The organism is Virgibacillus sp. FSP13 (assembly GCF_054048505.1).
In genome coordinates, this window is the sequence record NZ_JBSVKG010000003.1 from 32762 (window position 1) to 54065 (window position 21304).

A 21304-nucleotide genomic window follows, 5' to 3' on the forward strand; every position below is an offset into this window, starting at 1 on the left:
AAGGAGGACGTTTGTGAAGGTATTAGATGCGGAGAGTTTACATACAGGAATCGATGAAACAAAACAGGAGATTCACCATTTTCAAAGTCAAATCACATCAATCCAAAAGGCTGTTCGCGGTATAACGACGCTGCATGAATCACTGAAAGGAAAAGGTGGAGAGGCAATTCGCGCTTTTTATAATGAGTGTCATCAACCGTTCCTAATATACATGTACAATTTTTTAATAGATTATGAGGAAATCCTGGATCAGATGAAGCGGGCGGTTCTGTCGTATGAGCCGGAAACAAACGGCATGATAAGACAGGACTTTTTGGAAAATGATGTGACGTCAGGATTGGAAAAGGTTAAAAATGTTACAACAGGCCTAACCGATGAAGCAAATTCCGTGATGGATAGTGTGCAGGATATCGTTGCCCTTCCAAAGCTTGATGACGAAGAATTTTTACATCACGTACAACGTGGCAAAAAGAGAACAAAAGAAACCGTTGAGCAGCTTCATGATTTAGATAATTCGCAGACAAAGGCACTTGGATCAATTGAGGATCAGCTTAGAACGATGAAAGATTACATTATTGATATCCAGTCCGTGTTTACAAATGGTGAAATCACATTGCATAATATAGATAGACATACGGTGGCGAGTATCGGATTCTACCAAAACATGCTGGCAGATACCCCAGTTACATATGCGGCATTGAGAAAACAAAACCAGTTTAACCGTGTTGCTGGTCCATATGTGATGATGATGTACCCGAATATGTTGTTCCCGATAACATACCGTAATCACAGTGCTGGAAACGTTCACCCAGGTGACATAAGCAAGCAAAAACCAATCAAAGAAGTTGCCGAACAAAACAGATTGACAGATCCAGAATCCATTGCAATAGCCAATTATTTGAGAAGAGAGTACACAGATGAACCGGAAATAGATGTGCAAGAAATGGAAAGCGAAGCCAACGTTGAATCCCCTCCGTCGTCAGAAGAAATATATTATACGGCAAGGGAGCCATTAACCTTCTGGCATACACAAGAAGTCGCTGGCGGCTATTCGGATCTGGCAGGAGATCCCTTCATGATGGGGCATATCGCAACTGCGGGATTTAACTTTGCTTTTGAAGATATAGGGACTGTGATTGATCCAGATTCGACAGCTGAGGATAGGTTGATGGCGGGATTATTTCTGTTTGGCAAACCTGTTAAGTTAGTTGGAAAAGGAGCAGAAGCATTTAAGGCTGGAGATAAGGTTAGGGATGCTAGGAAAGTTGATAGGGGTACGGGTAAAAGCCCTTCAGATTTTGCAGATCGTGCTAAACTAGAAGGACATTTTGATAAACATGGGAAGGAATTTGGCGGATTATATAAAAATGCCGACGAGTATCTTAAAGGTGCAAAAAAGGTTATTAATAATGGCATAAAGGTGAAGTATGAATATAAAGGTGAAATAAGGACAGGATATGTCAAGTTTATGGGGAATAACAAAAATGGTAAAGCAAAATTTGAATTTGTAGGTACTAATAATAATGGGGATATTACGACCTACCATACTCAGAGTGGCAAAAAAATTTGGAAGACCATTAATGGTGAAAATATTCCAGTGATTAATCCAGCAGAGTAGGAAGTGAGGATTTATATATGGTATATACGGCTCTTATTAAAAGGCTAGACCCACAAATTGAGGAAGAAGTGACAATTGAGATCGAGGGTATTGAATTTACAGGATTTGCATTTATTTGTCCTTATAAAATTGAAGCAGGAAAAAGTTATCCTGTATCAATAGGGTTTACTATCTTAAATGAGTTAATGATTCGAGAAATCCAGGGAGAGAAAAAAGAAATAGAACGTATTGGTTTGGGTTATGATTATTATATAAGAGGTTTGTTACATGAGGATACAATTGATGCAGGAGTAATTTTTACTGATGAAGATGAATATTTCTCTGATTATCCTGAATTGATGAATAAATATATTGAAATAAAAGTTGATAGAATAAGTATAGAATTTTTAAGGACAACTACTGATTAAAAGGAGAAGAAGTTTAAATTTATAAAGTATTAATACTCACAATAATCATATAGCTAGCTATAAAGCACTTGATTGCCATTTCGGGCATCAAGTGTTTTTTATGAGTTATAGACAATATAAAAAATGCTAATGAAATTCATAACTCGTGATTGTTGTACCATCAAGGAGTATCGTTTTGATACTTGGCGGAACTTAATAGGAATGAGAAATGGGCGAGATGACATTTTACACGGCAGGGATAGTTATGATATGGAACGGCTTACAAACTAACGATAATGACAAAGCTCGTGGCGAAAAACAACAGATGGCAGGATTGTTTCTGTTTGGAAAGCCATTGAAAGCAGCCGATAAGGTGGTTGGCGGTGCTAACGGTGTGGATAAGGTTAGGGACGCTGGGAAGGTTGATAAGGGTACGGGTAATGGTTATAACTATTGGAATAAAACGAGGAATTTAAAAATTCGAGATCTTATCAAAGAGATGATATTATAGACATAAATATGAAAGATGCACGTGGAAAAACTAATCTTGAGAGAATGAAAAAGGGATTAGCTCCACTTGGACCAGATGGAAAGTCTGTAAATCTTCATCACACGACACAGAAAAATGAGAGTTCAATAGCAGAGGTTACACAGACATTTCATAAAGAAAATAGTTCTATAATTCATATTAATCCTAATACTGTACCTTCGGGAATAAATAGAACTGAATTTAATAAGTGGAGAACTAGTTACTGGAAAAATAGAGCCGATGATTTTTAATGTGAAAATGGTGGATAAAAATGAGTGTCGAGGCTTATAATGAAGCAAAACAAATAATATTGAATGATGATATTGCTGACTTTGTTGGAGGTCGTACAAGTGATTTAATAAATTCGGCTGAAGAAAAGTTAGGGTTAAAGTTTACTGGTTTATATTTAGACTATTTACAGACATTTGGGGCAGGTAACTTTGGAGCCCAAGAGATTTACGGAATTATTAGTAATGATTTTGAGAACTCTTCTGTTCCAGATGCTATATGGTATACTTTAACAGAACGACAGGAAATTAATCTTCCTAGTAATTTGTTGATTATATATGATACTGGAAGTGATGAACTTTTTTGTTTAGACTATAATCAACGTGATGAAAATAGAGAACCTAAAGTAGTATCTTTTGTACCTGGAGTTGAGTTAGAGAACCAAACATATGAAATAATTGCTAACGACTTTGGTGATTTCTTATTGGATTTAGTTAAGCAAGAAATATAAAATAATGGAAAAACCTTGATTGGCAAAGTGCCTTTCAAGGTTTCTTTTTTGTGTTGGGCTAGCTGAATATACTGCTTGTTATTTAGAGAATAGAGATAACCCTTGTAACCCATATATTATATTTTTATGAATTATATAGTACGTACACCGCTTTTGATCGATTTAATACCTCATAAAGTTAATCATAAAATCAACAGTTACCACCATTTTATCTGCAGGATTTAACTTTGCTTTTGAAGATATCGGGACTATGATTGATCCAGATTCGACAGCCGAGGATAGGTTGATGGCGGGATTGTTTCTGTTTGCAAAGCCATTGAAAGCAGCGGGTAAGGTGGTTGACGGTGCTAACCGTGTGGATAAGGTTAGGGATGCTGGGAAAGTTGATAAGGGTGCGGATAATCAATATGATGACAGAGTTTTAAAAAGGATGAAAGAAGACACAGGTAGACATCATAGCTTCCCTACATCTTTTGACAAAACGATTTTATCTAACAAGCCATCAGTTGTTAGACCAGATGGACGTGCAGAATATTTACACACAGGAACTATCAATGGTCAACAAGGTGTCTATCATATAACACTTAAAGACGATGTAGTAACCCATCGTTCGTTTATTCCACAGAGCGATTGGAAACGGTATTCTAACCGTTGGAAGTTACCATCCCAAGTTACTCCATAAATAGGAGGTTGAAAGCACTTGAAAAAACTTGATTATAAAACTTATGGAGAATTTACAAACGAATTGTTAAATTTCAAGTATGACTCACAAATAATATATGAGGGATATACAGATAACTTAGTAACTTCAGTAACAGGTGATTTAGAGTTAAAACTAAATTATGGTACGAGTAATACTTCTTCGGTAATTGCTAGAAAATATGGTGACCATATAGTATGGATTCCCAAAAATCCTTTAGACTCAGATTATAGATACAAAACTATTATATTAAATTCAGAGCAGTTTACAGAATTATGGACATTCTTGAAATATAAGGCAGAAGATGACTTAGAAATTATAAAAAATATAAGTGCAGATGAATTAAAACTAATGTGGTTGATTGGGGCTAGAGGGACAGAACGAATTGATGATATATCAAGTCTAATTAAATCAGTTAAAAAGAATACCATTGCACTTTCTACAAGTTTAGAACATCGGGATACAATTTTTTATAATCTTATTGAAAATCAATGGGCATTAAAAAAAGATAGGATAATAGAAGGTAAAGACAATTGGGAAAGTTTCATTGCTTATCTTGATAAGGGAGTAAATGAGGAGTGGGAGGTTTTTAAAAAAGATAATAAAGATAATCTATATATTCACTTAGGTAATGGATATTGTTTACCAATTTAACACATGAAGATAACAATATAGAAAAAGAAGCTGAAAACTTTATAGATTGGTTAAACCAGTTATCTACCTTTTTAAATTAATAGATTAAAAACCTGATTGGCCCTTTATGCCTTTAAGAGTTTTTAAGTTAAGGAACCAACTTAAGTACAAAACAGCCTGCACCATGCACAGAGGAGAGCTGTCAGTGGAAGATCTAGTGAATGTGTTCTATCGATATAAAGAAATACAACAACAAAATGAAGAGCTAGATGATTTAAAGTTTGGTTAAAGGAGGTAATAAATAAGTGATATTCATTTAAGGACGATCAGATAGAAGTAACACACCGATTAAAGGCGGCTACGTAAAAGGTAACCGTCTTTTTGTGCAATTAATCTGCATAATATAGAAAGATATATAGTAGATAGTATCGGATTCTACCAAAACATGCTGATAGATACCCCGGTTACATATGCGGCATTAAGAAAACAAAACCAGTTTAACCGTGTTGCTGGGCCATATGTGATGATGATGTACCCAAATATGTTGTTCCCGATAACATACCGTAATCATAGTGCTGGAAACGTTCACCCAGGTGACATAAGCAAGCAAAAGCCGATTAAGGAAATTGCTGAACAATATAAACTTACAGATCCGGAATCTATTGCAATAGCCAATTATTTGAGAAGAGAGTACACAGATGAACCGGAAATAGATGTGCAAGAAATGGACAGCGAAGTAAACGATGAATCACCTCAGTCGTCAGAAGAAGTATATTACTCGGCAAGGGAGCCATTAACTTTCATACACGAGAAGTCGCTGGCGGCTATTCGGATCTGGCAGGAGATCCCTTCATGATGGGGCATATCGCAACTGCGGGATTTAACTTTGCTTTTGAAGATATAGGGACTATGATTGATCCAGATTCGACAGCCGAGGATAGGTTGATGGCAGGATTGTTTCTGTTTGGAAAGCCTGTTAAGTTAGTTGGAAAAGGAGCAGAAGCATTTAAGGCTGGAGATAAGGTTAGGGATGCTAGGAAAGTTGATAAGGGTACAAAAAAAGTAAAATATGGCGAACAATACACGACAGTAAATCGCCAAAAGGTATTAAAACCTAATATAAAATACACGACAAAAGAAGGATACAAATATACAACGGACGAAAAAGGACGTATTGCCAGTGCTGAAGCTACCCTGAAATTAGGTAAAGCAGATAGAAATTCATATGCTCAAAGAACTGTAGGCAGAGAAGACAGATTACCTAATGATGATGGGGGTCACATTATAGCAAGTATTTTTAAAGGATCAGGGGATATTGATAATTTAGTGCCTATGAATGCAAAATTAAATAGGAGTGAGTATAAAACACTTGAGAACTCTTGGAAAAAGGCTTTAGATAATGATAAAGTTGTTAAAGTGAAAATTGAACCAATATATAGTGGGAATTCAGTAAGACCACAATCATTTGAAATAGAATATAAGATAGATAGAAAAAAGCATAGAACTCATTTAACTAATTATAATGAAGGAGCCAATTAATATGGAAACAAAAAGGATGGAAAGTATTTATCAAGAGGTAGCAAACCACTTGAATGCAATGATACCAGAAGAATGGGAAAAAATCTTATTATATGCCGAGGTAAGAGAGGGAATGGCCACTGTATTTTTCTATTATTATCCACAGAATTCTAATAAACCTATTTATAGTTTAGATATTGATGAAATTTTTAATATTGATTACCAGGAACTTAAGAAAATGGAAAGAAAGCTATATGAGTATTTTAGGCATTTATGGAATGAATTCAAAGAACAAGATCAAGAACCTTGGACACACCTTACATTTAAATTAGAAAACACAGGTAAAATGAATATAAATTATGGTTATGATGATGTTTCCCAAATGGATCCTATTGAAAAACAGGAGAAATGGGAAGCTGAATATTTAAAGTGAATAATATATTGTAAATAGTTCGAGTGGCTGTTGACCTTATTAGATGATCATTAGGAATCTTGGAGAAACTTCTCGTATTTATTCTATAATAAATACATTTATGCGTAGTAATGTGAAAAAACCACCTCATTTCTACGCATTTTTGCATTTTAACGTTATCATTGCAAATCTTTAGAGGTCAAAAGAAGGGGAAAGTACATATTATTTTATTGAAAATACGGTTCCGCTATTGTCGAAGAACTTTCTAAGAAAACACCAAGTTTAGGTATAGGAATAAAGTAAAGGAGGATAACTGTAGGAATTAAAAAAGTAGTTTGGTTATCATAAGAGGATTCTGAAGCTTAAGTACTGGTTACAGATGGAGAATTTGAAATAATTTGTCTTGCACAACCATTCAATCATCAAGTAGGTGGTGAATTAAATGATCCAATACTCTATTATAATGTTACAAATATTCTCAAGTTAGACAGAGAAGTTTATACTATTGATAAACTTGGAGAATATTTTGCTTATGGTTTGTCGGGAAAATTAGCTGATAAACAACCTGAAACAGTGATGGTGGTAAACTATTACTGAAGTTAGACAACATTACCAGGAGATATAAATGATGGTGATTTTTTATCCTTTAATTGTCAAAGGCTAGACATTATATAGAAAAAGTGTAAATTAACATTTAGACTTTGGAAGATACGTTCTTACAAGGTCTTTTTAGAGAGTTACATATGCGGCATTGAGAAAACAAAACCAGTTTAACCGTGTTGCTGGGCCATATGTGATGATGATGTACCCGAATATGTTGTTCCCGATAACATACCGTAATCACAGTGCTGGAAACGTTCACCCAGGTGACATAAGCAAGCAAAAACCAATCAAAGAAGTTGCCGAACAAAACAGATTGACAGATCCAGAATCCATTGCAATAGCCAATTATTTGAGAAGAGAGTACACAGATGAACCGGAAATAGATGTGCAAGAAATGGAAAGCGAAGCCAACGTTGAATCCCCTCCGTCGTCAGAAGAAATATATTATACGGCAAGGGAGCCATTAACCTTCTGGCATACACAAGAAGTCGCTGGCGGCTATTCGGATCTGGCAGGAGATCCCTTCATGATGGGGCACATCGCAACTGCGGGATTTAATTTTGCTTTTGAAGATATAGGGACTATGATTGATCCAGATTCGACAGCCGAGGATAGGTTGATGGCGGGATTGTTTCTGTTTGGTAAGCCGTTGAAAGCTGCGGATAAGGTGGTTGGCGGTGCTAACCGTGTGGATAAGGTTAGGGATGCTGGGAAAGTTGATAAGGGTACGGGTAAACCTCTTTTGCCTACAGAAGGTAAAGTAGGGACATTCAAGGAACTTTCAAAACAAGGTACAGCATTTGATAATATTACACCACATCATATGCCTTCTGCAGCTAAGATGAAACGAGCAGGGGTGAAAAGGAACGATGGTGTTAGTATGAATATGGAACAGCCCCATCCAGGAGTGGGAGGAAGGCATAGAGAAACATATACCTATGGTTTAAGTGGAAATAAATTAGAAGAATATTTAAACCTAAGTTACCGTGATGCCCTTGCTAATGATATATTAGACGCAAGAAGGATATACACGAAGGATGGTGTCTACACACCTGAAATAAAAAAGGAGCTTATAAATACAATTAGAAAGAACAGAGAATTATATCCTGAGTTATTTAATAAGTAAGTGGGGTGGAAGTGTATGGACGTGAAATTGGAATTAAAGAAAGTCTACACAAATAGACTTTTACAATCTCAAAAAGAAATATCTGAATTTGAAGTAGCCTTAAATAATCTCATTGGTTTAGGGGATAAATCAGTTATTACAGGATTATGCATGGGATTTGACGATGATACAGAACAATATGAAATAATGTTCGGATTAGTACATGGAATAGAGCATCTTTATAAAGAAAATATTGAAGAAGGGTTATATTTAATCGCTTCAGCTGTCCCAAGTGTTATTGACAGGGCAAGAGAATGGATGGAAGTATTACATTACAGAATTTTAAATCATGAACAAGTAAGAAGAATATACGGTAATGTACTATCTAAACTAGATATCAAGACTAGAGAGATAATAATAAACTTATTAAGAGACATAAAAAGTGAAGACCCAGATATGTTTGGCAATTCTGTAGATGAAGTATTGAAAGCAATATAATTAATTATAACCACCTTAATTGGCAAAACACTTTTAAGGTGGCTTTTTTAAATCTACTACCCAGTACCGAATAAATTGTCTATCAATATGAGGCTAAATGTAACTCTTGTAATCCCGATATAATGTATTAGCAATTTATATTTTTAGTTTTACTTTATGGTGGTCCCTGTAAGACGGATGCTTTTTTCAATGAAATTGTTGAACAATATAAGCTGACAGATCCAGAATCCATTGCAATAGCCAATTATTTGAGAAGAGAGTACACAGATGAACCGGAAATAGATGTGCAAGAAATGGAAAGCGAAGTCAACGTTGAATCACCTCCGTCGTCAGAAGAAGTATATTACTCGGCAAGGGAGCCATTAACCTTCTGGCATACACGAGAAGTCGCTGGCGGCTATTCGGATCTGGCAGGAGATCCCTTCATGATGGGGCATATCGCAACTGCCGGATTTAACTTTGCTTTTGAAGATATAGGGACTATGATTGATCCAGATTCGACAGCTGAGGATAGGTTGATGGCGGGATTGTTTCTGTTTGCAAAGCCTGCTAAGTTAGTTGGAAAAGGAGCAGAAGCATTTAAGGCTGGAGACAAGGTTAATGACGCTAGGAAAGTTGATAAGGGTAATGAAGAAGTTATTAGAGAAATTTCTGATGTGCCTCATGTAAAAGAAGCAAAAGATGTTATAGCAGAGAGAACAAAAAGATTAGATTTAAATGAACATCAAACTATTACAAAACAAATGAGTTCTAAGAAAATGAAGGAATTAAGAGAAAGGATTGATAATAGAACTATTACAAAACAAGAGTATGCAGACTACATCTGGAATAAGAAATTTGCTAAAAGAAGAGATAAAGGCGTTAAAGAATTTTGGTACCAAGAACAACAAAGAATATTAAATAAAGAACCGCCTACTCGAAATTGGTCTCGAGAACAGGTACAAGATATTCTTGATGGTAAAACTCCTAAATTTGATGGTAAGCCAATTGCAGGGCATCACAGTTATAGTGCTTCGAAATATCCGCATTTGGCTGATAAGGGAGAAATAATCTATCCAGTAACCTTTCGTGAACATTTTATCGGATGGCACGGAAGGAATTGGAGGAATAGTATTCCAGGTGAGCCTATAATTCCAATTAAAGATTTTTAGGGAGGTATGATTTTATGGTGAAGATGAGACTCAAAGTTGATGATGATTCAAATAAATTAAAGTATGTATCGATTATCAGACAGAATAATGGAGCAAGTATTCAAGAGATTAAGAGAAATGTAGAAGATAATAATGTGATCCTAGAATGTGATTATTTTGATACAGATGAACTAAAGGGCTTCAAGAAAACAATGGAGGCCTTAATAAGTAAAGGGGCTACTGTACATTTGTTTCAAGATAATAGGGAAGTTCAAATTGATTATGTTAATAATCTTATTCGTTCACATGAACAAATTGCTGAAGATAGAGAAAAGCTTGATGATAGAATTTTAGGTGCTGATTAACTTTGTGAGGCGTTAATCAGGTTTTAAGGGAATTTTTAAGGAATTAAAAAAGATATTGATTGATATGCAATACTAACAGGAAAATCTTGATTGGCTCAATGCCTTTCAAGGTTTCTTTTTTGTACCCTGACAGTAAATACTAGGAGGATGAGTATAGCTCTTGTACGCAGAAATCTCACGGATGGGAAGACTTCGGTTGAAATAAGACTTAACCCGAATATGCTGTTCCCGATAACATACCGTAATCATAATGCTGGAAACGTTCACCCAGGTGACATAAGCAAGCAAAAACCAATCAAAGAAGTTGCCGAACAAAACAGATTGACAGATCCAGAATCCATTGCAATAGCCAATTATTTGAGAAGAGAGTACACAGATGAACCGGAAATAGATGTGCAAGAAATGGAAAGCGAAGTAAACGTTGAATCACCTCAGTCGTCAGAAGAAGTATATTACTCGGCAAGGGAGCCATTAACCTTCTGGCATACACAAGAAGTCGCTGGCGGCTATTCGGATCTGGCAGGAGATTCCTTCATGATGGGGCACATCGCAACTGCCGGATTTAATTTTGCTTTTGAAGATATTGGGACTATGATTGATCCAGATTCGACAGCTGAGGATAGGTTGATGGCGGGATTGTTTCTGTTTGCAAAGCCTGTTAAGTTAGTTGGAAAAGGAGCAGAAGCATTTAAGGCTGGAGATAAGGTTAGGGACGCTAGGAAAGTTGATAAGGGTACAAAAAAAGTAGAGTATGGCGAACAATACACGAAAGTAAATCGCAAAAAGGTATTAAAACCTAATATAAAATACACGACAAAAGAAGGATACAAATATACAACGGACGAAAAAGGACGTATTGCCAGTGCTGAAGCTACCCTGAAATTAGGTAAAGCAGATAGAAATTCATATGCTCAAAGAACTGTAGGCAGAGAAGACAGATTACCTAATGATGATGGGGGTCACATTATAGCAAGTATCTTTAAAGGATCAGGGGATATTGATAACTTAGTGCCTATGAATTCTAAATTAAATAGGAGTGAGTATAAAACATTAGAGAATACTTGGAAAAAAGCTTTAGAAAAGGATAAAGAAGTGAATATTAAAGTGAAACCAAAATATGGTGGGCAATCTATTAGACCAAGTGAATTTAAAATAATTATACAATAGATGGTAAAAAGTATTCAGACAGATTACCTAATTATCAAGGAGGTTAGGAAGATGGAAACTAAAATAATGGAACAGATATATCAACAAATTGCTGATACATTAGTTAATACAATTCCCGAAGAATGGAATAAAATTCATTTATATGCAGAGGTTAGAAAAGGTTATAGAAAGGTTTTTTTCTACTATTTTCCTGAAGCTGGTGGTGAACCAGTATATAGTCTAGATATTCCTGATTTATTTAATGTTGATGAGGATGAGTTTGAGGATCTAGAAGATAATTTGTACAATTGTTTTTCAAGTTTACGCAAAGAATTTAAAGAGCAAGAACAAGAAGAATGGACTAACTTAACTTTTACTTTAGATAACACAGGAAAAATGAATATAGATTATAGTTATGATGATGTTTCCCAAATGGATCCTATTGAAAAACAGGAGAAATGGGAAGCTGAATATTTAAAGTGAAATGATTCATTGTGAAAAATCTTGAGTGACTGGGAATTTATTAGATGATCATTCACCCAGGTGACATAAGCAAGCAAAAACCAATCAAAGAAGTCGCCGGATCCCCGCCCGAAGTCGCCGAATAAAATCGAAAAGTCGCCGGACCCCCGCCCAAAGTCGCCGAATAAAATCGAAAAGTCGCCGGATTCCCGCCCGAAGTCGCCGAACAAAATCGAAAAGTCGCCGGATTCCCGCCCGAAGTCGCCGAATAAAATCGAAAAGTCGCCGGACCCCCGCCCGAAGTCGCCGAATAAAATCGAAAAGTCGCCGGATCCCCGCCCGAAGTCGCCGGACAAAATCGAAAAGTCGCCGGACCCTCGCCGAAAGTTGCCGGACAAAAGTGAAAAGTCGCCGGACCCCCGCCCGAAGTCGCCGGACAAACGCCAAAAGTCGCTGAACAATCGCACAAACTCGCCGGACACTCACGCGAACACCAAGATACAACGCTCGCCCCCAAATAACACACCGCACGTATCCTCCGAACGAAGCCAACCAACTTATAAAACACCACATTTACAAAAGATGCACACTATTGGACCAGTCAACTTGACATGGCCTTTTTTCATTCAAATATGAATCACCTGATTTAAAAATGAATCACAAACAATACGCATCCCCTCCATTTTTAATTCAATTTTGAATCTTTTTTGGCAAACTAAAAAATATCCACTCGCCCAACAACATTAAAATCCCCTTCTCATCAAGGCTTTTACCGACTACATAGCACAATTTGGCATGATTATTGCAATAGTTAGAATAGAAGAGTTATGAGGAGGAATTTTTAATGACGACAGTAGTAGCAGATGAGTTGCAACAAATGAAGACAATGATACGCAATTTTGTTGAAAAGGAAGTAGAACCATATGCACAGCAAATTGAAGAGGAAGATGCGATTCCGCAACATTTGATCGAAAAGGCAAAAGAACTTGGCTTATTTGGCATGAGTATTCCGGAAGAATATGGTGGCATTGGCCTAAATTCGGTTGGGAAAGCGATCGTGCTTGAACAGTTGGGCCGGACGCATAATGGTTTTGTTTCGTTAATCAGTGCACATACGGGAATTGGCAGTACGGGATTGGTGAAACTTGCATCTGAATCATTGAAGCAGAAGTATTTGCCTGACATGGCTGCTGGGAAGAAAATCGGTGCATTTGCTTTATCAGAACCAGGTGCAGGGTCTGATGCGACTAATTTGGCGACACAAGCAGAAAAGGTTGGCGATCAATGGGTGGTTAACGGGACAAAACATTTTATTACCAATGCACCTGTTGCTGATGTTTTCACTGTGTTCGCATTGACAGATAAAGAAAAAGGTGCGAAGGGTGGCATCACGGCATTTTTGATTGAACGGGATTTTCCTGGACTTATTATCGGTAAAAGCGATAAAAAGATGGGATTACGCGGTTCATATACTGCACAAGTTATTTTTGAGGATTGTATGGTTCCAGAAGAAAATGTGATCGGCGAAGTTGGTATGGGGTACATGAACGCGCTAAAAATCCTTGGTGAAGGACGAGTGGGATTGGCTGCTAGGGCTGTTGGTTCTAGTGAAAAGCTAATCGAACTGTCAGCGAGTTATGCGAAGGAGCGAGTTCAATTTGGCAAACCAATTGCCAGTAATCAGGCGATTCAATGGATGCTTGCTGATATGGCAACGGAAACAGAGGCAGCTCGGACGTTGACGATGATGGCAGCGGAAAAGATCGATGATGGGAAAAAAGTGATTAAGGAAGCTTCCATGGCTAAGTTATTTGCTTCGGAAGTTTTCAATAAGGTTGCAGATAAAGCGGTGCAAATTCATGGTGGAATTGGTTACATGGGGGAATATCCTGTTGAACGGTTTTATCGTGATGCGAGAATTACAAAGATTTATGAAGGGACAAACGAAATTCAACGTCTGATTATTGCTAGGAATGTTTTAGAACAAAATTAATTATAGAGGTTGTTCAAAAAGTCTGGTAAAAATGACACATCGTTAAGGGGAACTTCAACTAAGTACCGACACGTCCTATGTCGAACGTTGAAGTCACCACGTCCTGTGGAAGCTCGTTGGCAAGACTCACCGTTCCTCACGGGCTAAGGAACTTCTGCTAAAACCGCCCACGTCCTGTGGGTAACGCAGAAGTCACCACATCCTATGGAAGCCCGTTCCGGTACTCAAAGCTACGCCGCCTTGAACTTCTTGGTCTTTTTTATCCTCCTTTTTGAACACACAATTACAGAAAAGAGGGTGTATATGCGTTGGATTGTTCTAAGTATCTTGTTTCTTGGCATGATTATAAACTTTGCTGATAAATCAATTATAGGTATTGCGGCAGAACCAATTATGAAGGATTTGGATCTTTCTTATGAGGCATGGGGAATTGTGGGTAGTAGCTATTATTGGCTTTATCCAATTACAGGTATCTTTGGTGCAGCCTGGGCCGATAAAATTGGGGCCAAAAAAATGTTGTGTTCACTAATGTTTATTTGGGCAGTGCTGCAATTTGGCGTATTGGCGATCACAGCTTTACCATTACTGATTATTTATCGTGTATTGCTGGGGGCTTTTGAGGGGCCGTTTAGCCCTGTAGCTTACAGTCATGCACATAAATGGTTTCCGCCAAAGCTTAGGGGATTTGCTAATTCAGTCGTTGTTTCTGGAGCAACGGTTGGTGCAATGGTTGTTGCACCAGCTTTAGTAGCGTTAATCAGCATATTCGGCTGGAAAATAGCGTTTGCTTGCTTAGGTGCTGCAAGTATTATCTGGGCTGTCATCTTTATGATTTTTACAAAAGAAAGTCCGGTTGAGGCGTACAAGGAGCAAAAGGCAAAAAGAAAGGCTAAATTAGAAAAAATTAACTTAAAAGATTTTGGGAAATTACTTGCATCACCATCTGCTTTATTCACGACATTAGCTTATTTCTCAACATATATTTTAGTTGTCTGGATTTCGGTCTGGCTTCCTATTTATCTGGTTGAAGTTGTAAATATGACATCGGTTGAAATGGGATATGGTGTGATGGTCATTGGCATTGTTTCTACGTTGATCTATATGTCCGTTTCGATGGTGTCTGATTACATGTATAAGAAAAGCCAAAATTGGCGGTCTTCTCGGGTGTTCGTTGTGGGCATTTCAATGGTGATAGGAGCATTAAGCATGGCATCGATTACGATTTTTCAACATCCGGTTTGGGTGATTGCAGCGATGTGTCTAGCTAAGGGGTTAACTTATGCGATATTACCAATCGGCCCAACGATCATGATTAACGAAATGCCTGAGCGTGGTGGGCTGATGACAAGTATTTTAACATCGTCCGGGAATGTTGCTGGGATTGTTGGTCCGATGTTCACAGGATTTATTATTGGCCTTTCCGGATCAGATAAAATATTGGGCTACAATTATTCAGTTCTCGCGATGGCTGTCATCGTCTTGATTTTTGCTGGTTTATTTACGGTGTTGGTAAAACCAAACGTGAACAAGAAGCAACCACTAGAATCACCAGCGGCACAAGAATCCAATTAATGAACGTCAATCTATTGGGAGGGGTAAGTTTGCAAGAAATTAAGCATCGACCATGGGAAAAGTATCATCGTGATTCAATGAAATTGGAAATTCCTAAAGGGTCATTCTACTCTATATTAGAGGAAACTGTAAAAAATTATGGGAACCAAACAGCGATTACGTTTGCCGGGGGAAATATCACGTATCAAGCATTAAAACGTCGTGTTGATCAATTAGCAGGCGGATGGAAAAAGCGAAATTTTAAGAAGGGGGAACGTATTGGGTTGATGGTTGGAAATCATCCTAGTTACATTATCTCCTATTATGCGGCACTTGCGTTGGGGTTAATTGTTGTGCAAATCAATCCTGCTTACACCAAAAGGGAACTTTTTAAAATTTTAACGGATTCTCAGGTTACTTATATTGTTGCTGATGCTGTTTCCTTAAAAACAGTGAATGAAATGGAAGCGATTTATACGTTTAAGGAGATTTTTGTAGCGCAAAAAACGTCTGAGACAAGTGATTCTGTATTAAGTATTGAAGAGGTTATTCAAGAGGAAGCTGTGCTTGAAAGTCCGGTATTCATTGATGTGGAACGCGATGTGGCGGTCATTCAATACACTGGCGGGACAACTGGAGAGGTAAAAGGGGCAATGCTAACACATCAAAATATCATAACGAATGTCTTACAAAGTTATGCCATGTACAAAGAAAGAGCAACCCCAGGCAAAGAAATCGTGCTAGCCGCTACGCCGTTGTATCACGTTTATGCGATGACAAGCGCGATGAATCTAGGTATCTATATGGGAGCGAACATATTATTAATAGAGAAGTTTCGCATTGACGAGGTGATGAAGCTTGTAAAAGATTATCAGCCGACATTTTTTCCAGGCGTACCACAAATGTATAATGCATTTATCAATTATCCGGATGCCGAAATGTACGGACTGGATAGCTTGAAAGTTTGTTCTTCCGGGTCTGCTCCATTGCCAATTGAAGTTCATCGACGGTTTGAAGCGATCACAGGGACGAAAATACTTGAAGGATACGGCATGTCGGAAACATCGCCAACGACACATCGGACACCAATTACTGGAGAAGTAAAAGTTGGTAGTATCGGTATCCCTGTTCCGGAAACAGATTGCCGAATAATTGATCAGGAACAGCATGAAATGGGGACAAATTCCGTCGGTGAATTACTAATTAAAGGACCACAAGTTATGAAGGGATACTGGAACAACCAAACAACTACCAATCAAGCACTGCAAAATGGCTGGCTCCACACAGGTGATTTGGCGATGATGGATGAGGATGGCTACTTTTATATTGTGGGAAGGAAAAAGGAAATGATTATTATGGGTGGATTCAATATTTATCCACAAGAAGTTGAAAGCGTTTTATATGAACATCCTAACGTGAAGGAATCAGCTGTTGTAGGTCTGCCTGATCGGGAAAAGGGGGAAATTGCCAAAGCTTATGTTGTTCCGAAAGAAGGATGCTCGATCGATGTGGAGGAATTGACTGGGTTTTGCTATAAGAACTTAACACCATATAAGGTACCAAAGGAATTTGAAGTGTTGGAGAAATTACCAAGAAATACAGTTGGCAAGCTATTAAAGCGCAAATTGGTCGATCAAGAAAAGAAAAATGGAAAGGAATGATGAATGATGCAAATCAATAAAGTTGCTGTTATTGGAGCGGGTACAATGGGTGCGCAAATCGCTATGGTATGTGCACTTAAAGGGTATGACGTCCTACTGAATGATATTGAGGATTCAAGTCTGATCAAGGCTAGAGAATCACTTGCAGGACATATGAATCGCCGGATAGAAAAGGGGAAACTGACAGAACAAGAAGTGGAAGCAGCGTTTGGCCGAATGGCTTTTGTCACGGATTTGGCCGCCGTGAAAGAAGCCGATTTCGTTGTGGAGGCAATCGTGGAAAAGTTGGATATCAAACGGGAGTTATTTTCCAGACTAGATGCGATCACAAACGATCATGCTATTTTGGCGACAAATAGTTCAACAATTGTTAGTTCAAAAATTGCTGATGCAACAACACGTCCAGACAGAGTATGTAATGTCCATTTCTTCAACCCGCCACTAGTCATGGAGCTAGTTGAAGTTGTGAAAGGACCACATACGTCAGATAAAACCGCTGAAACTGCTTTTGATTTCATTCAGACTTTAGATAAAACGCCTGTATTACTAAAAAAGGAAATTTCCGGGTTTATCGCCAATCGTATTCTCGGCAAGCTGACAGATGAAGCAGTTTTCTTGTTGGAAAATGGCTATGCCACACATGAGGAAATTGATGTCGTTTGTAATAAGGCGTTGAATCATCCGATCGGTCCATTCGCTTTAATGGATTTAACTGGTATTGATGTGAATTACTTTGTCAGGTCGCAACGTTATCAAGAGACCGGTGATGAAGCGGATAAACCCGCAGCATTGATTCAGGAAAAGGTGGAAAAAGGAGAACTTGGACGGAAAACTGGCAAAGGATTCTATGAATATAGCAGCTAAGGGCAGGTGGTGAAAAAGATGCAACATATAAGTGTAATTGGTGCCGGAACAATGGGAAGAGGAATTGCCTTTTCTTGCGCTGTTGCGGGGTTGACTGTAATTGTTCAGGATATTCATGGGCAAGGACTAACAGATGCGAAGGAATATCATCAGCGTCAATTTCAGAAATATGTTGATCGGGAGAAGTTGACCGGTGACCAAGTGGAACAGCTGAGTCGTAACATCACGTATACGATGAGTCTTGAAGAGGCTGCATCAAACGCGGATTTAGTTGTGGAGGCAGTTCCAGAGGTCATGTCCCTAAAAATAGAAACGTTTAAAAAGTTGGACGTATTTACCCCTAAACATACGATTCTAGCAACGAATACATCGACAATGAGCCCGACAGAGATTGCAGCACAAACGAATCGACCTGATCAATGTATTGCCTTGCACTTTTTCAACCCAGTACCAAAAATGAAATTAATTGAAGTTATTTGTGGACTAGAAACATCTGAAGAAACAATTAAACGCGCGTTTGCATTTGGTGAAAAAATCGATAAAGAGTGCGTAAAAATTAATGAATTTCCTGGATTTGCCGTCAGCCGCATGAATTGTTTGATCGGCAATGAAGCAATGAACATGGTCATGGAAGGTGTTGGATCCATTGCAGATGTTGATAAAGCGATGAAGCTTGGATTGAATCATCCGATGGGGCCATTGGAATTAGCTGATTTGGTTGGATTGGATGTAAGGCTTGCAAATATGGAGTACCTACATCAAACGCTTGGTGAGAAATTTCGTCCTTGTCCACTTCTCGTCAAGTATGTAAAAGCTGGATACCTGGGCAAGAAAACAGGGCGGGGCTTTTATCACTATAAAGCGTAGGGAGGAACGATAATGGATTATCAATTCGATGAAGATATTTTATTTTTAAAAAGAAATGTTCGTGCTTTTGTGCAATCCGAGGTAGAAGCAGTTGCCATGGATATTGAACGGGAAGACAAAATACCGGCCACTATTATTGACATGTCGAAGGAAATGGGCTTGTTTGGGTTAAGCATCCCTGAGGAATACGGGGGTCTTGGAATTGGAATGGTCGGAAAATGTGCGCTATATGAAGAAATTGGTGCAACCCATAATGGCTATACAACACTGATTGGTGCACATACAGGAATTGGAACTGTGGGCATAGTCGAGCTGGGGACGAAAGCACAAAAGGAAAAATACCTGCCGCCAATGGCAAGAGGTGACAAAATTGGGGCATTTGCGCTAACCGAACCAAGTGCTGGATCTAATGCTAGTAATCTAAAAACAACCGCTGTTAAAAAGGGCGATAAATATATTTTAAATGGCACCAAACATTACATTACCAATGCAACCGAAGCAGACGTATTCACTGTAATGGCTGTAACCGATCCAAGTAAAGGGGCAAAAGGAATTACCTCATTTATCGTAGAAAAAGATTTTCCAGGTTTCCGAGTTGGAGCTGTAGAACCGAAAATGGGATTAAAAGGCTCCCATTCAGCTGAACTTATTTTGGAAGATTGTGAGGTTCCCGCTGAAAACGTGTTAGGAGAAGAGGGAAAGGGTTATGTTAATGCCCTGAAGATCCTGGCAAATGGTCGGGCTGGATTGGCGGCGCGAAATTTAGGTTCTTGTCAAAAACTGCTAGATTTATCGATGAACCAAGTGTTGGAACGGGAACAATTTGGTGTACCGATCATCGAACATCAAGCCGTTGCACATATGGTAGCTGAAATGGCAGTCGAAGTGGAGGCATTACGATCTTTCACATATCGGGTTGCTAGTATGGTTGACGAAGGAAAGAAAGTGATTAAAGAGGCAGCGATGCTTAAACTATATGGCTCGGAGGTATACAACCGAGTAGCTGATAAAGCAGTGCAAGTACATGGTGGAATTGGTTACATCGCTGATTTTCCAATTGAGCGATTTTACCGAGACGCACGAATCACCAGAATCTATGAAGGTACATCGGAAATCCAGAAAAATATTATTAGTGGTCAATTGAAAAAGGAATATAGTTAAGAAAGGACACAATAAGAGGGGGTTTTTAGATGCAAGAATCTGTTGTCATTGTCAGTGCCGTTCGTACGCCGATTGGTGCATATGGCGGATCATTTAAAAATGTGAGTTCAGGGCACTTAGCCTCGATTGCTATGGAAGCAGCGATCAATCAGGGAGGGTTATCCCCTAAGCAAGTGGATGAAGTTATCATGGGAGAGGTTCGCCAAACAACCGAATCTTCCAATGTTGCGCGCGTTGCTGCATTACGGGCAGGAGTACCGGAAACAGCCACAGCCTACACAATTAATCGCTTATGTGCATCCGGTATGCAGGCAGTCGCTTCAGCTGTACAGCAAATCACGTTTGATCAAGCTGAAATTATCGTTGCAGGTGGAACCGAAAGCATGAGCAGGTCTCCACTTTATCTTCGCAATGCTAGGTTTGGCGGGGATAAACCAACCATGGTTGACGCTAATCTAGAAGCGGGACAACAACCAACTGAGATTTACGGAAAAAATCTTGGCATGGGTGTGACTGCGGAAAACGTTGCTGAAAAATATAATATTTCCCGGGAAGATCAAGATGCGTTTGCCTTGGAGAGTCAACGGCGAGCCAATCAAGCAATAACAGAAGGAAAGTTCAAAGACGAAATTGTTCCTGTCCAAGTTAAAGAACGGAAACGGGCATTTGTTGTGGAAACAGATGAGCACCCAAGACCAACTACAACGAAGGATAAACTAGCAAAATTAAAACCAGCATTCAAGGAAAATGGTACGGTGACAGCTGGCAATGCTTGTGGACGGAATGATGGGGCAACAGCATTGGTAATCATGAAGGAATCCAAGGCAAAAGAATTAGGACTGCAACCAATTGCTCGGATTATCGACTGGGCAACTGCTGGCGTTTCCCCGGAAATCATGGGAATTGGCCCTATTCCAGCCGTCCGTAAGCTGTTAAACAAAACGGAAAAGTCACTTGCTGATATTGATCTGGTCGAGTTAAATGAAGCATTCGCCTCCCAATCACTAGCGGTCATCCGTGAGCTTGGATTAGATCCAGAAAAAGTCAATGTAAATGGCGGAGCAATCGCATTAGGCCACCCAGTCGGAGCAAGTGGAGCACGAATCATGACCACCCTACTACATGAAATGAAAAAAAGAAACGATCAAATAGGCCTAGCAACATTATGTGCCGGTGGCGGCCAAGGAATGGCAATAATGCTGGAACATATTTAGCGGGACATGGGGACAGGTTACTTGTCCCACCATTTATTTACAAATAGAACAGAAACTACATTAGGATAAGGATGAACTGGGACATGGGGACAGGTTACTTGTCCCGCCATTTATTTACAAATCAAACAGAAACTATATTAGGGAAAGGA

24 protein-coding genes are annotated in these 21304 nt (G+C 38.7%); 23 read left to right on the top strand and 1 reads right to left on the bottom strand.

What is annotated here, in order from left to right:
* Window positions 1–13: 13 nt before the first annotated feature.
* The 16 genes from ACW2QC_RS03945 to ACW2QC_RS04020 all read left to right on the top strand — a co-directional run bounded on the left by ACW2QC_RS03945 (window position 14) and on the right by ACW2QC_RS04020 (window position 11865).
* Window positions 14–1618 carry a ribonuclease YeeF family protein gene (locus tag ACW2QC_RS03945; RefSeq protein ID WP_457542680.1) on the top strand — a complete coding sequence of 535 codons (1605 nt, stop codon included), beginning with the start codon at window positions 14–16 and terminating at the stop codon, window positions 1616–1618.
* Between the two features lie 17 nt (window positions 1619–1635).
* On the top strand, window positions 1636–2025 hold the full coding sequence (locus tag ACW2QC_RS03950; RefSeq protein WP_457542681.1) for a hypothetical protein: 390 nt from the start codon (window positions 1636–1638) through the stop codon (window positions 2023–2025).
* A gap of 244 nt (window positions 2026–2269) precedes the next feature.
* Entirely contained in the window at window positions 2270–2515 is a 246-nt protein-coding gene (locus tag ACW2QC_RS03955; RefSeq protein WP_457542682.1) for a hypothetical protein, read from the top strand.
* A gap of 8 nt (window positions 2516–2523) precedes the next feature.
* Window positions 2524–2784 (top strand): HNH/ENDO VII family nuclease, encoded by a 261-nt coding sequence (locus ACW2QC_RS03960; protein WP_457542683.1) that lies wholly within the window; start codon window positions 2524–2526, stop codon window positions 2782–2784.
* A gap of 20 nt (window positions 2785–2804) precedes the next feature.
* Entirely contained in the window at window positions 2805–3272 is a 468-nt protein-coding gene (locus tag ACW2QC_RS03965; protein ID WP_457542684.1) for an SMI1/KNR4 family protein, read from the top strand.
* 250 nt (window positions 3273–3522) lie between these two features.
* Window positions 3523–3954, top strand: coding sequence for a hypothetical protein (locus tag ACW2QC_RS03970; RefSeq protein ID WP_457542685.1), 432 nt, complete (start codon window positions 3523–3525; stop codon window positions 3952–3954).
* 18 nt (window positions 3955–3972) lie between these two features.
* Window positions 3973–4626, top strand: a complete 654-nt coding sequence (locus tag ACW2QC_RS03975) for a hypothetical protein (RefSeq protein ID WP_457542686.1) — start codon at window positions 3973–3975, stop codon at window positions 4624–4626.
* Between the two features lie 424 nt (window positions 4627–5050).
* Window positions 5051–5461, top strand: a complete 411-nt coding sequence (locus ACW2QC_RS03980) for a hypothetical protein (protein ID WP_457542687.1) — start codon at window positions 5051–5053, stop codon at window positions 5459–5461.
* Window positions 5458–6144 (top strand): DNA/RNA non-specific endonuclease, encoded by a 687-nt coding sequence (locus ACW2QC_RS03985; protein WP_457542688.1) that lies wholly within the window; start codon window positions 5458–5460, stop codon window positions 6142–6144. Before ACW2QC_RS03980 ends, ACW2QC_RS03985 begins: the two co-directional genes overlap by 4 nt.
* Window position 6145: 1 nt before the next feature.
* A complete protein-coding gene (locus tag ACW2QC_RS03990) occupies window positions 6146–6556 on the top strand; it encodes an immunity protein YezG family protein (protein ID WP_457542689.1) in 411 nt (136 codons plus the stop codon).
* A gap of 730 nt (window positions 6557–7286) precedes the next feature.
* Window positions 7287–8264: a hypothetical protein gene (locus ACW2QC_RS03995; protein WP_457542690.1), complete on the top strand. Its 978-nt coding sequence runs from the start codon at window positions 7287–7289 to the stop codon at window positions 8262–8264.
* Between the two features lie 15 nt (window positions 8265–8279).
* A complete protein-coding gene (locus ACW2QC_RS04000) occupies window positions 8280–8741 on the top strand; it encodes an Imm30 family immunity protein (protein ID WP_457542691.1) in 462 nt (153 codons plus the stop codon).
* Between the two features lie 425 nt (window positions 8742–9166).
* On the top strand, window positions 9167–9892 hold the full coding sequence (locus ACW2QC_RS04005) for a hypothetical protein (RefSeq protein ID WP_457542692.1): 726 nt from the start codon (window positions 9167–9169) through the stop codon (window positions 9890–9892).
* A 14-nt stretch (window positions 9893–9906) separates the two neighbouring features.
* Complete coding sequence (locus ACW2QC_RS04010) at window positions 9907–10236, top strand: hypothetical protein (protein WP_457542693.1); 330 nt, start codon at window positions 9907–9909, stop codon at window positions 10234–10236.
* Between the two features lie 147 nt (window positions 10237–10383).
* Window positions 10384–11403: a DNA/RNA non-specific endonuclease gene (locus ACW2QC_RS04015; protein ID WP_457542694.1), complete on the top strand. Its 1020-nt coding sequence runs from the start codon at window positions 10384–10386 to the stop codon at window positions 11401–11403.
* A gap of 51 nt (window positions 11404–11454) precedes the next feature.
* Window positions 11455–11865, top strand: a complete 411-nt coding sequence (locus ACW2QC_RS04020) for an immunity protein YezG family protein (RefSeq protein WP_457542695.1) — start codon at window positions 11455–11457, stop codon at window positions 11863–11865.
* Here the strand turns inward: ACW2QC_RS04020 and ACW2QC_RS04025 are convergent.
* Window positions 11796–12326, bottom strand: a complete 531-nt coding sequence (locus ACW2QC_RS04025) for a hypothetical protein (protein ID WP_457542696.1) — start codon at window positions 12324–12326, stop codon at window positions 11796–11798. The genes ACW2QC_RS04020 and ACW2QC_RS04025 overlap by 70 nt on opposite strands.
* 362 nt (window positions 12327–12688) lie before the next feature.
* On the opposite strand from ACW2QC_RS04025, the gene ACW2QC_RS04030 reads away from it, so the two are divergent.
* The 7 genes from ACW2QC_RS04030 to ACW2QC_RS04060 all read left to right on the top strand — a co-directional run bounded on the left by ACW2QC_RS04030 (window position 12689) and on the right by ACW2QC_RS04060 (window position 21155).
* Window positions 12689–13837, top strand: a complete 1149-nt coding sequence (locus ACW2QC_RS04030) for an acyl-CoA dehydrogenase family protein (RefSeq protein ID WP_457542697.1) — start codon at window positions 12689–12691, stop codon at window positions 13835–13837.
* 303 nt (window positions 13838–14140) lie between these two features.
* A complete protein-coding gene (locus ACW2QC_RS04035; protein WP_457542698.1) occupies window positions 14141–15409 on the top strand; it encodes an MFS transporter in 1269 nt (422 codons plus the stop codon).
* Between the two features lie 29 nt (window positions 15410–15438).
* Window positions 15439–17049, top strand: coding sequence for a long-chain-fatty-acid--CoA ligase (locus tag ACW2QC_RS04040; protein WP_457542699.1), 1611 nt, complete (start codon window positions 15439–15441; stop codon window positions 17047–17049).
* Window positions 17050–17055: 6 nt separating this feature from the next.
* Window positions 17056–17913: a 3-hydroxyacyl-CoA dehydrogenase family protein gene (locus ACW2QC_RS04045; protein WP_457542879.1), complete on the top strand. Its 858-nt coding sequence runs from the start codon at window positions 17056–17058 to the stop codon at window positions 17911–17913.
* An 18-nt stretch (window positions 17914–17931) separates the two neighbouring features.
* The gene (locus ACW2QC_RS04050) at window positions 17932–18780 is read left to right on the top strand and encodes a 3-hydroxyacyl-CoA dehydrogenase family protein (protein ID WP_457542700.1); all 849 of its coding nucleotides are present in this window, start codon (window positions 17932–17934) and stop codon (window positions 18778–18780) included.
* Between the two features lie 12 nt (window positions 18781–18792).
* A complete protein-coding gene (locus tag ACW2QC_RS04055) occupies window positions 18793–19941 on the top strand; it encodes an acyl-CoA dehydrogenase family protein (protein ID WP_457542701.1) in 1149 nt (382 codons plus the stop codon).
* A gap of 29 nt (window positions 19942–19970) precedes the next feature.
* Complete coding sequence (locus ACW2QC_RS04060; protein WP_457542702.1) at window positions 19971–21155, top strand: thiolase family protein; 1185 nt, start codon at window positions 19971–19973, stop codon at window positions 21153–21155.
* Window positions 21156–21304 lie beyond the last annotated feature (149 nt).

Coding starts and splice junctions, on each gene's coding strand:
- ACW2QC_RS03950 (WP_457542681.1), top strand. CDS start 1,636: ATGGTATATACGGCTCTTATTAAAAGGCTAGACCCACAAATTGAGGAA.
- ACW2QC_RS03955 (WP_457542682.1), top strand. CDS start 2,270: ATGATATGGAACGGCTTACAAACTAACGATAATGACAAAGCTCGTGGC.
- ACW2QC_RS03960 (WP_457542683.1), top strand. CDS start 2,524: ATGAAAGATGCACGTGGAAAAACTAATCTTGAGAGAATGAAAAAGGGA.
- ACW2QC_RS03965 (WP_457542684.1), top strand. CDS start 2,805: ATGAGTGTCGAGGCTTATAATGAAGCAAAACAAATAATATTGAATGAT.
- ACW2QC_RS03970 (WP_457542685.1), top strand. CDS start 3,523: ATGATTGATCCAGATTCGACAGCCGAGGATAGGTTGATGGCGGGATTG.
- ACW2QC_RS03980 (WP_457542687.1), top strand. CDS start 5,051: ATGCTGATAGATACCCCGGTTACATATGCGGCATTAAGAAAACAAAAC.
- ACW2QC_RS03985 (WP_457542688.1), top strand. CDS start 5,458: ATGATGGGGCATATCGCAACTGCGGGATTTAACTTTGCTTTTGAAGAT.
- ACW2QC_RS03990 (WP_457542689.1), top strand. CDS start 6,146: ATGGAAACAAAAAGGATGGAAAGTATTTATCAAGAGGTAGCAAACCAC.
- ACW2QC_RS04000 (WP_457542691.1), top strand. CDS start 8,280: ATGGACGTGAAATTGGAATTAAAGAAAGTCTACACAAATAGACTTTTA.
- ACW2QC_RS04005 (WP_457542692.1), top strand. CDS start 9,167: ATGATGGGGCATATCGCAACTGCCGGATTTAACTTTGCTTTTGAAGAT.
- ACW2QC_RS04010 (WP_457542693.1), top strand. CDS start 9,907: ATGGTGAAGATGAGACTCAAAGTTGATGATGATTCAAATAAATTAAAG.
- ACW2QC_RS04015 (WP_457542694.1), top strand. CDS start 10,384: ATGAGTATAGCTCTTGTACGCAGAAATCTCACGGATGGGAAGACTTCG.
- ACW2QC_RS04020 (WP_457542695.1), top strand. CDS start 11,455: ATGGAAACTAAAATAATGGAACAGATATATCAACAAATTGCTGATACA.
- ACW2QC_RS04030 (WP_457542697.1), top strand. CDS start 12,689: ATGACGACAGTAGTAGCAGATGAGTTGCAACAAATGAAGACAATGATA.
- ACW2QC_RS04035 (WP_457542698.1), top strand. CDS start 14,141: ATGCGTTGGATTGTTCTAAGTATCTTGTTTCTTGGCATGATTATAAAC.
- ACW2QC_RS04045 (WP_457542879.1), top strand. CDS start 17,056: ATGCAAATCAATAAAGTTGCTGTTATTGGAGCGGGTACAATGGGTGCG.
- ACW2QC_RS04050 (WP_457542700.1), top strand. CDS start 17,932: ATGCAACATATAAGTGTAATTGGTGCCGGAACAATGGGAAGAGGAATT.
- ACW2QC_RS04055 (WP_457542701.1), top strand. CDS start 18,793: ATGGATTATCAATTCGATGAAGATATTTTATTTTTAAAAAGAAATGTT.
- ACW2QC_RS04060 (WP_457542702.1), top strand. CDS start 19,971: ATGCAAGAATCTGTTGTCATTGTCAGTGCCGTTCGTACGCCGATTGGT.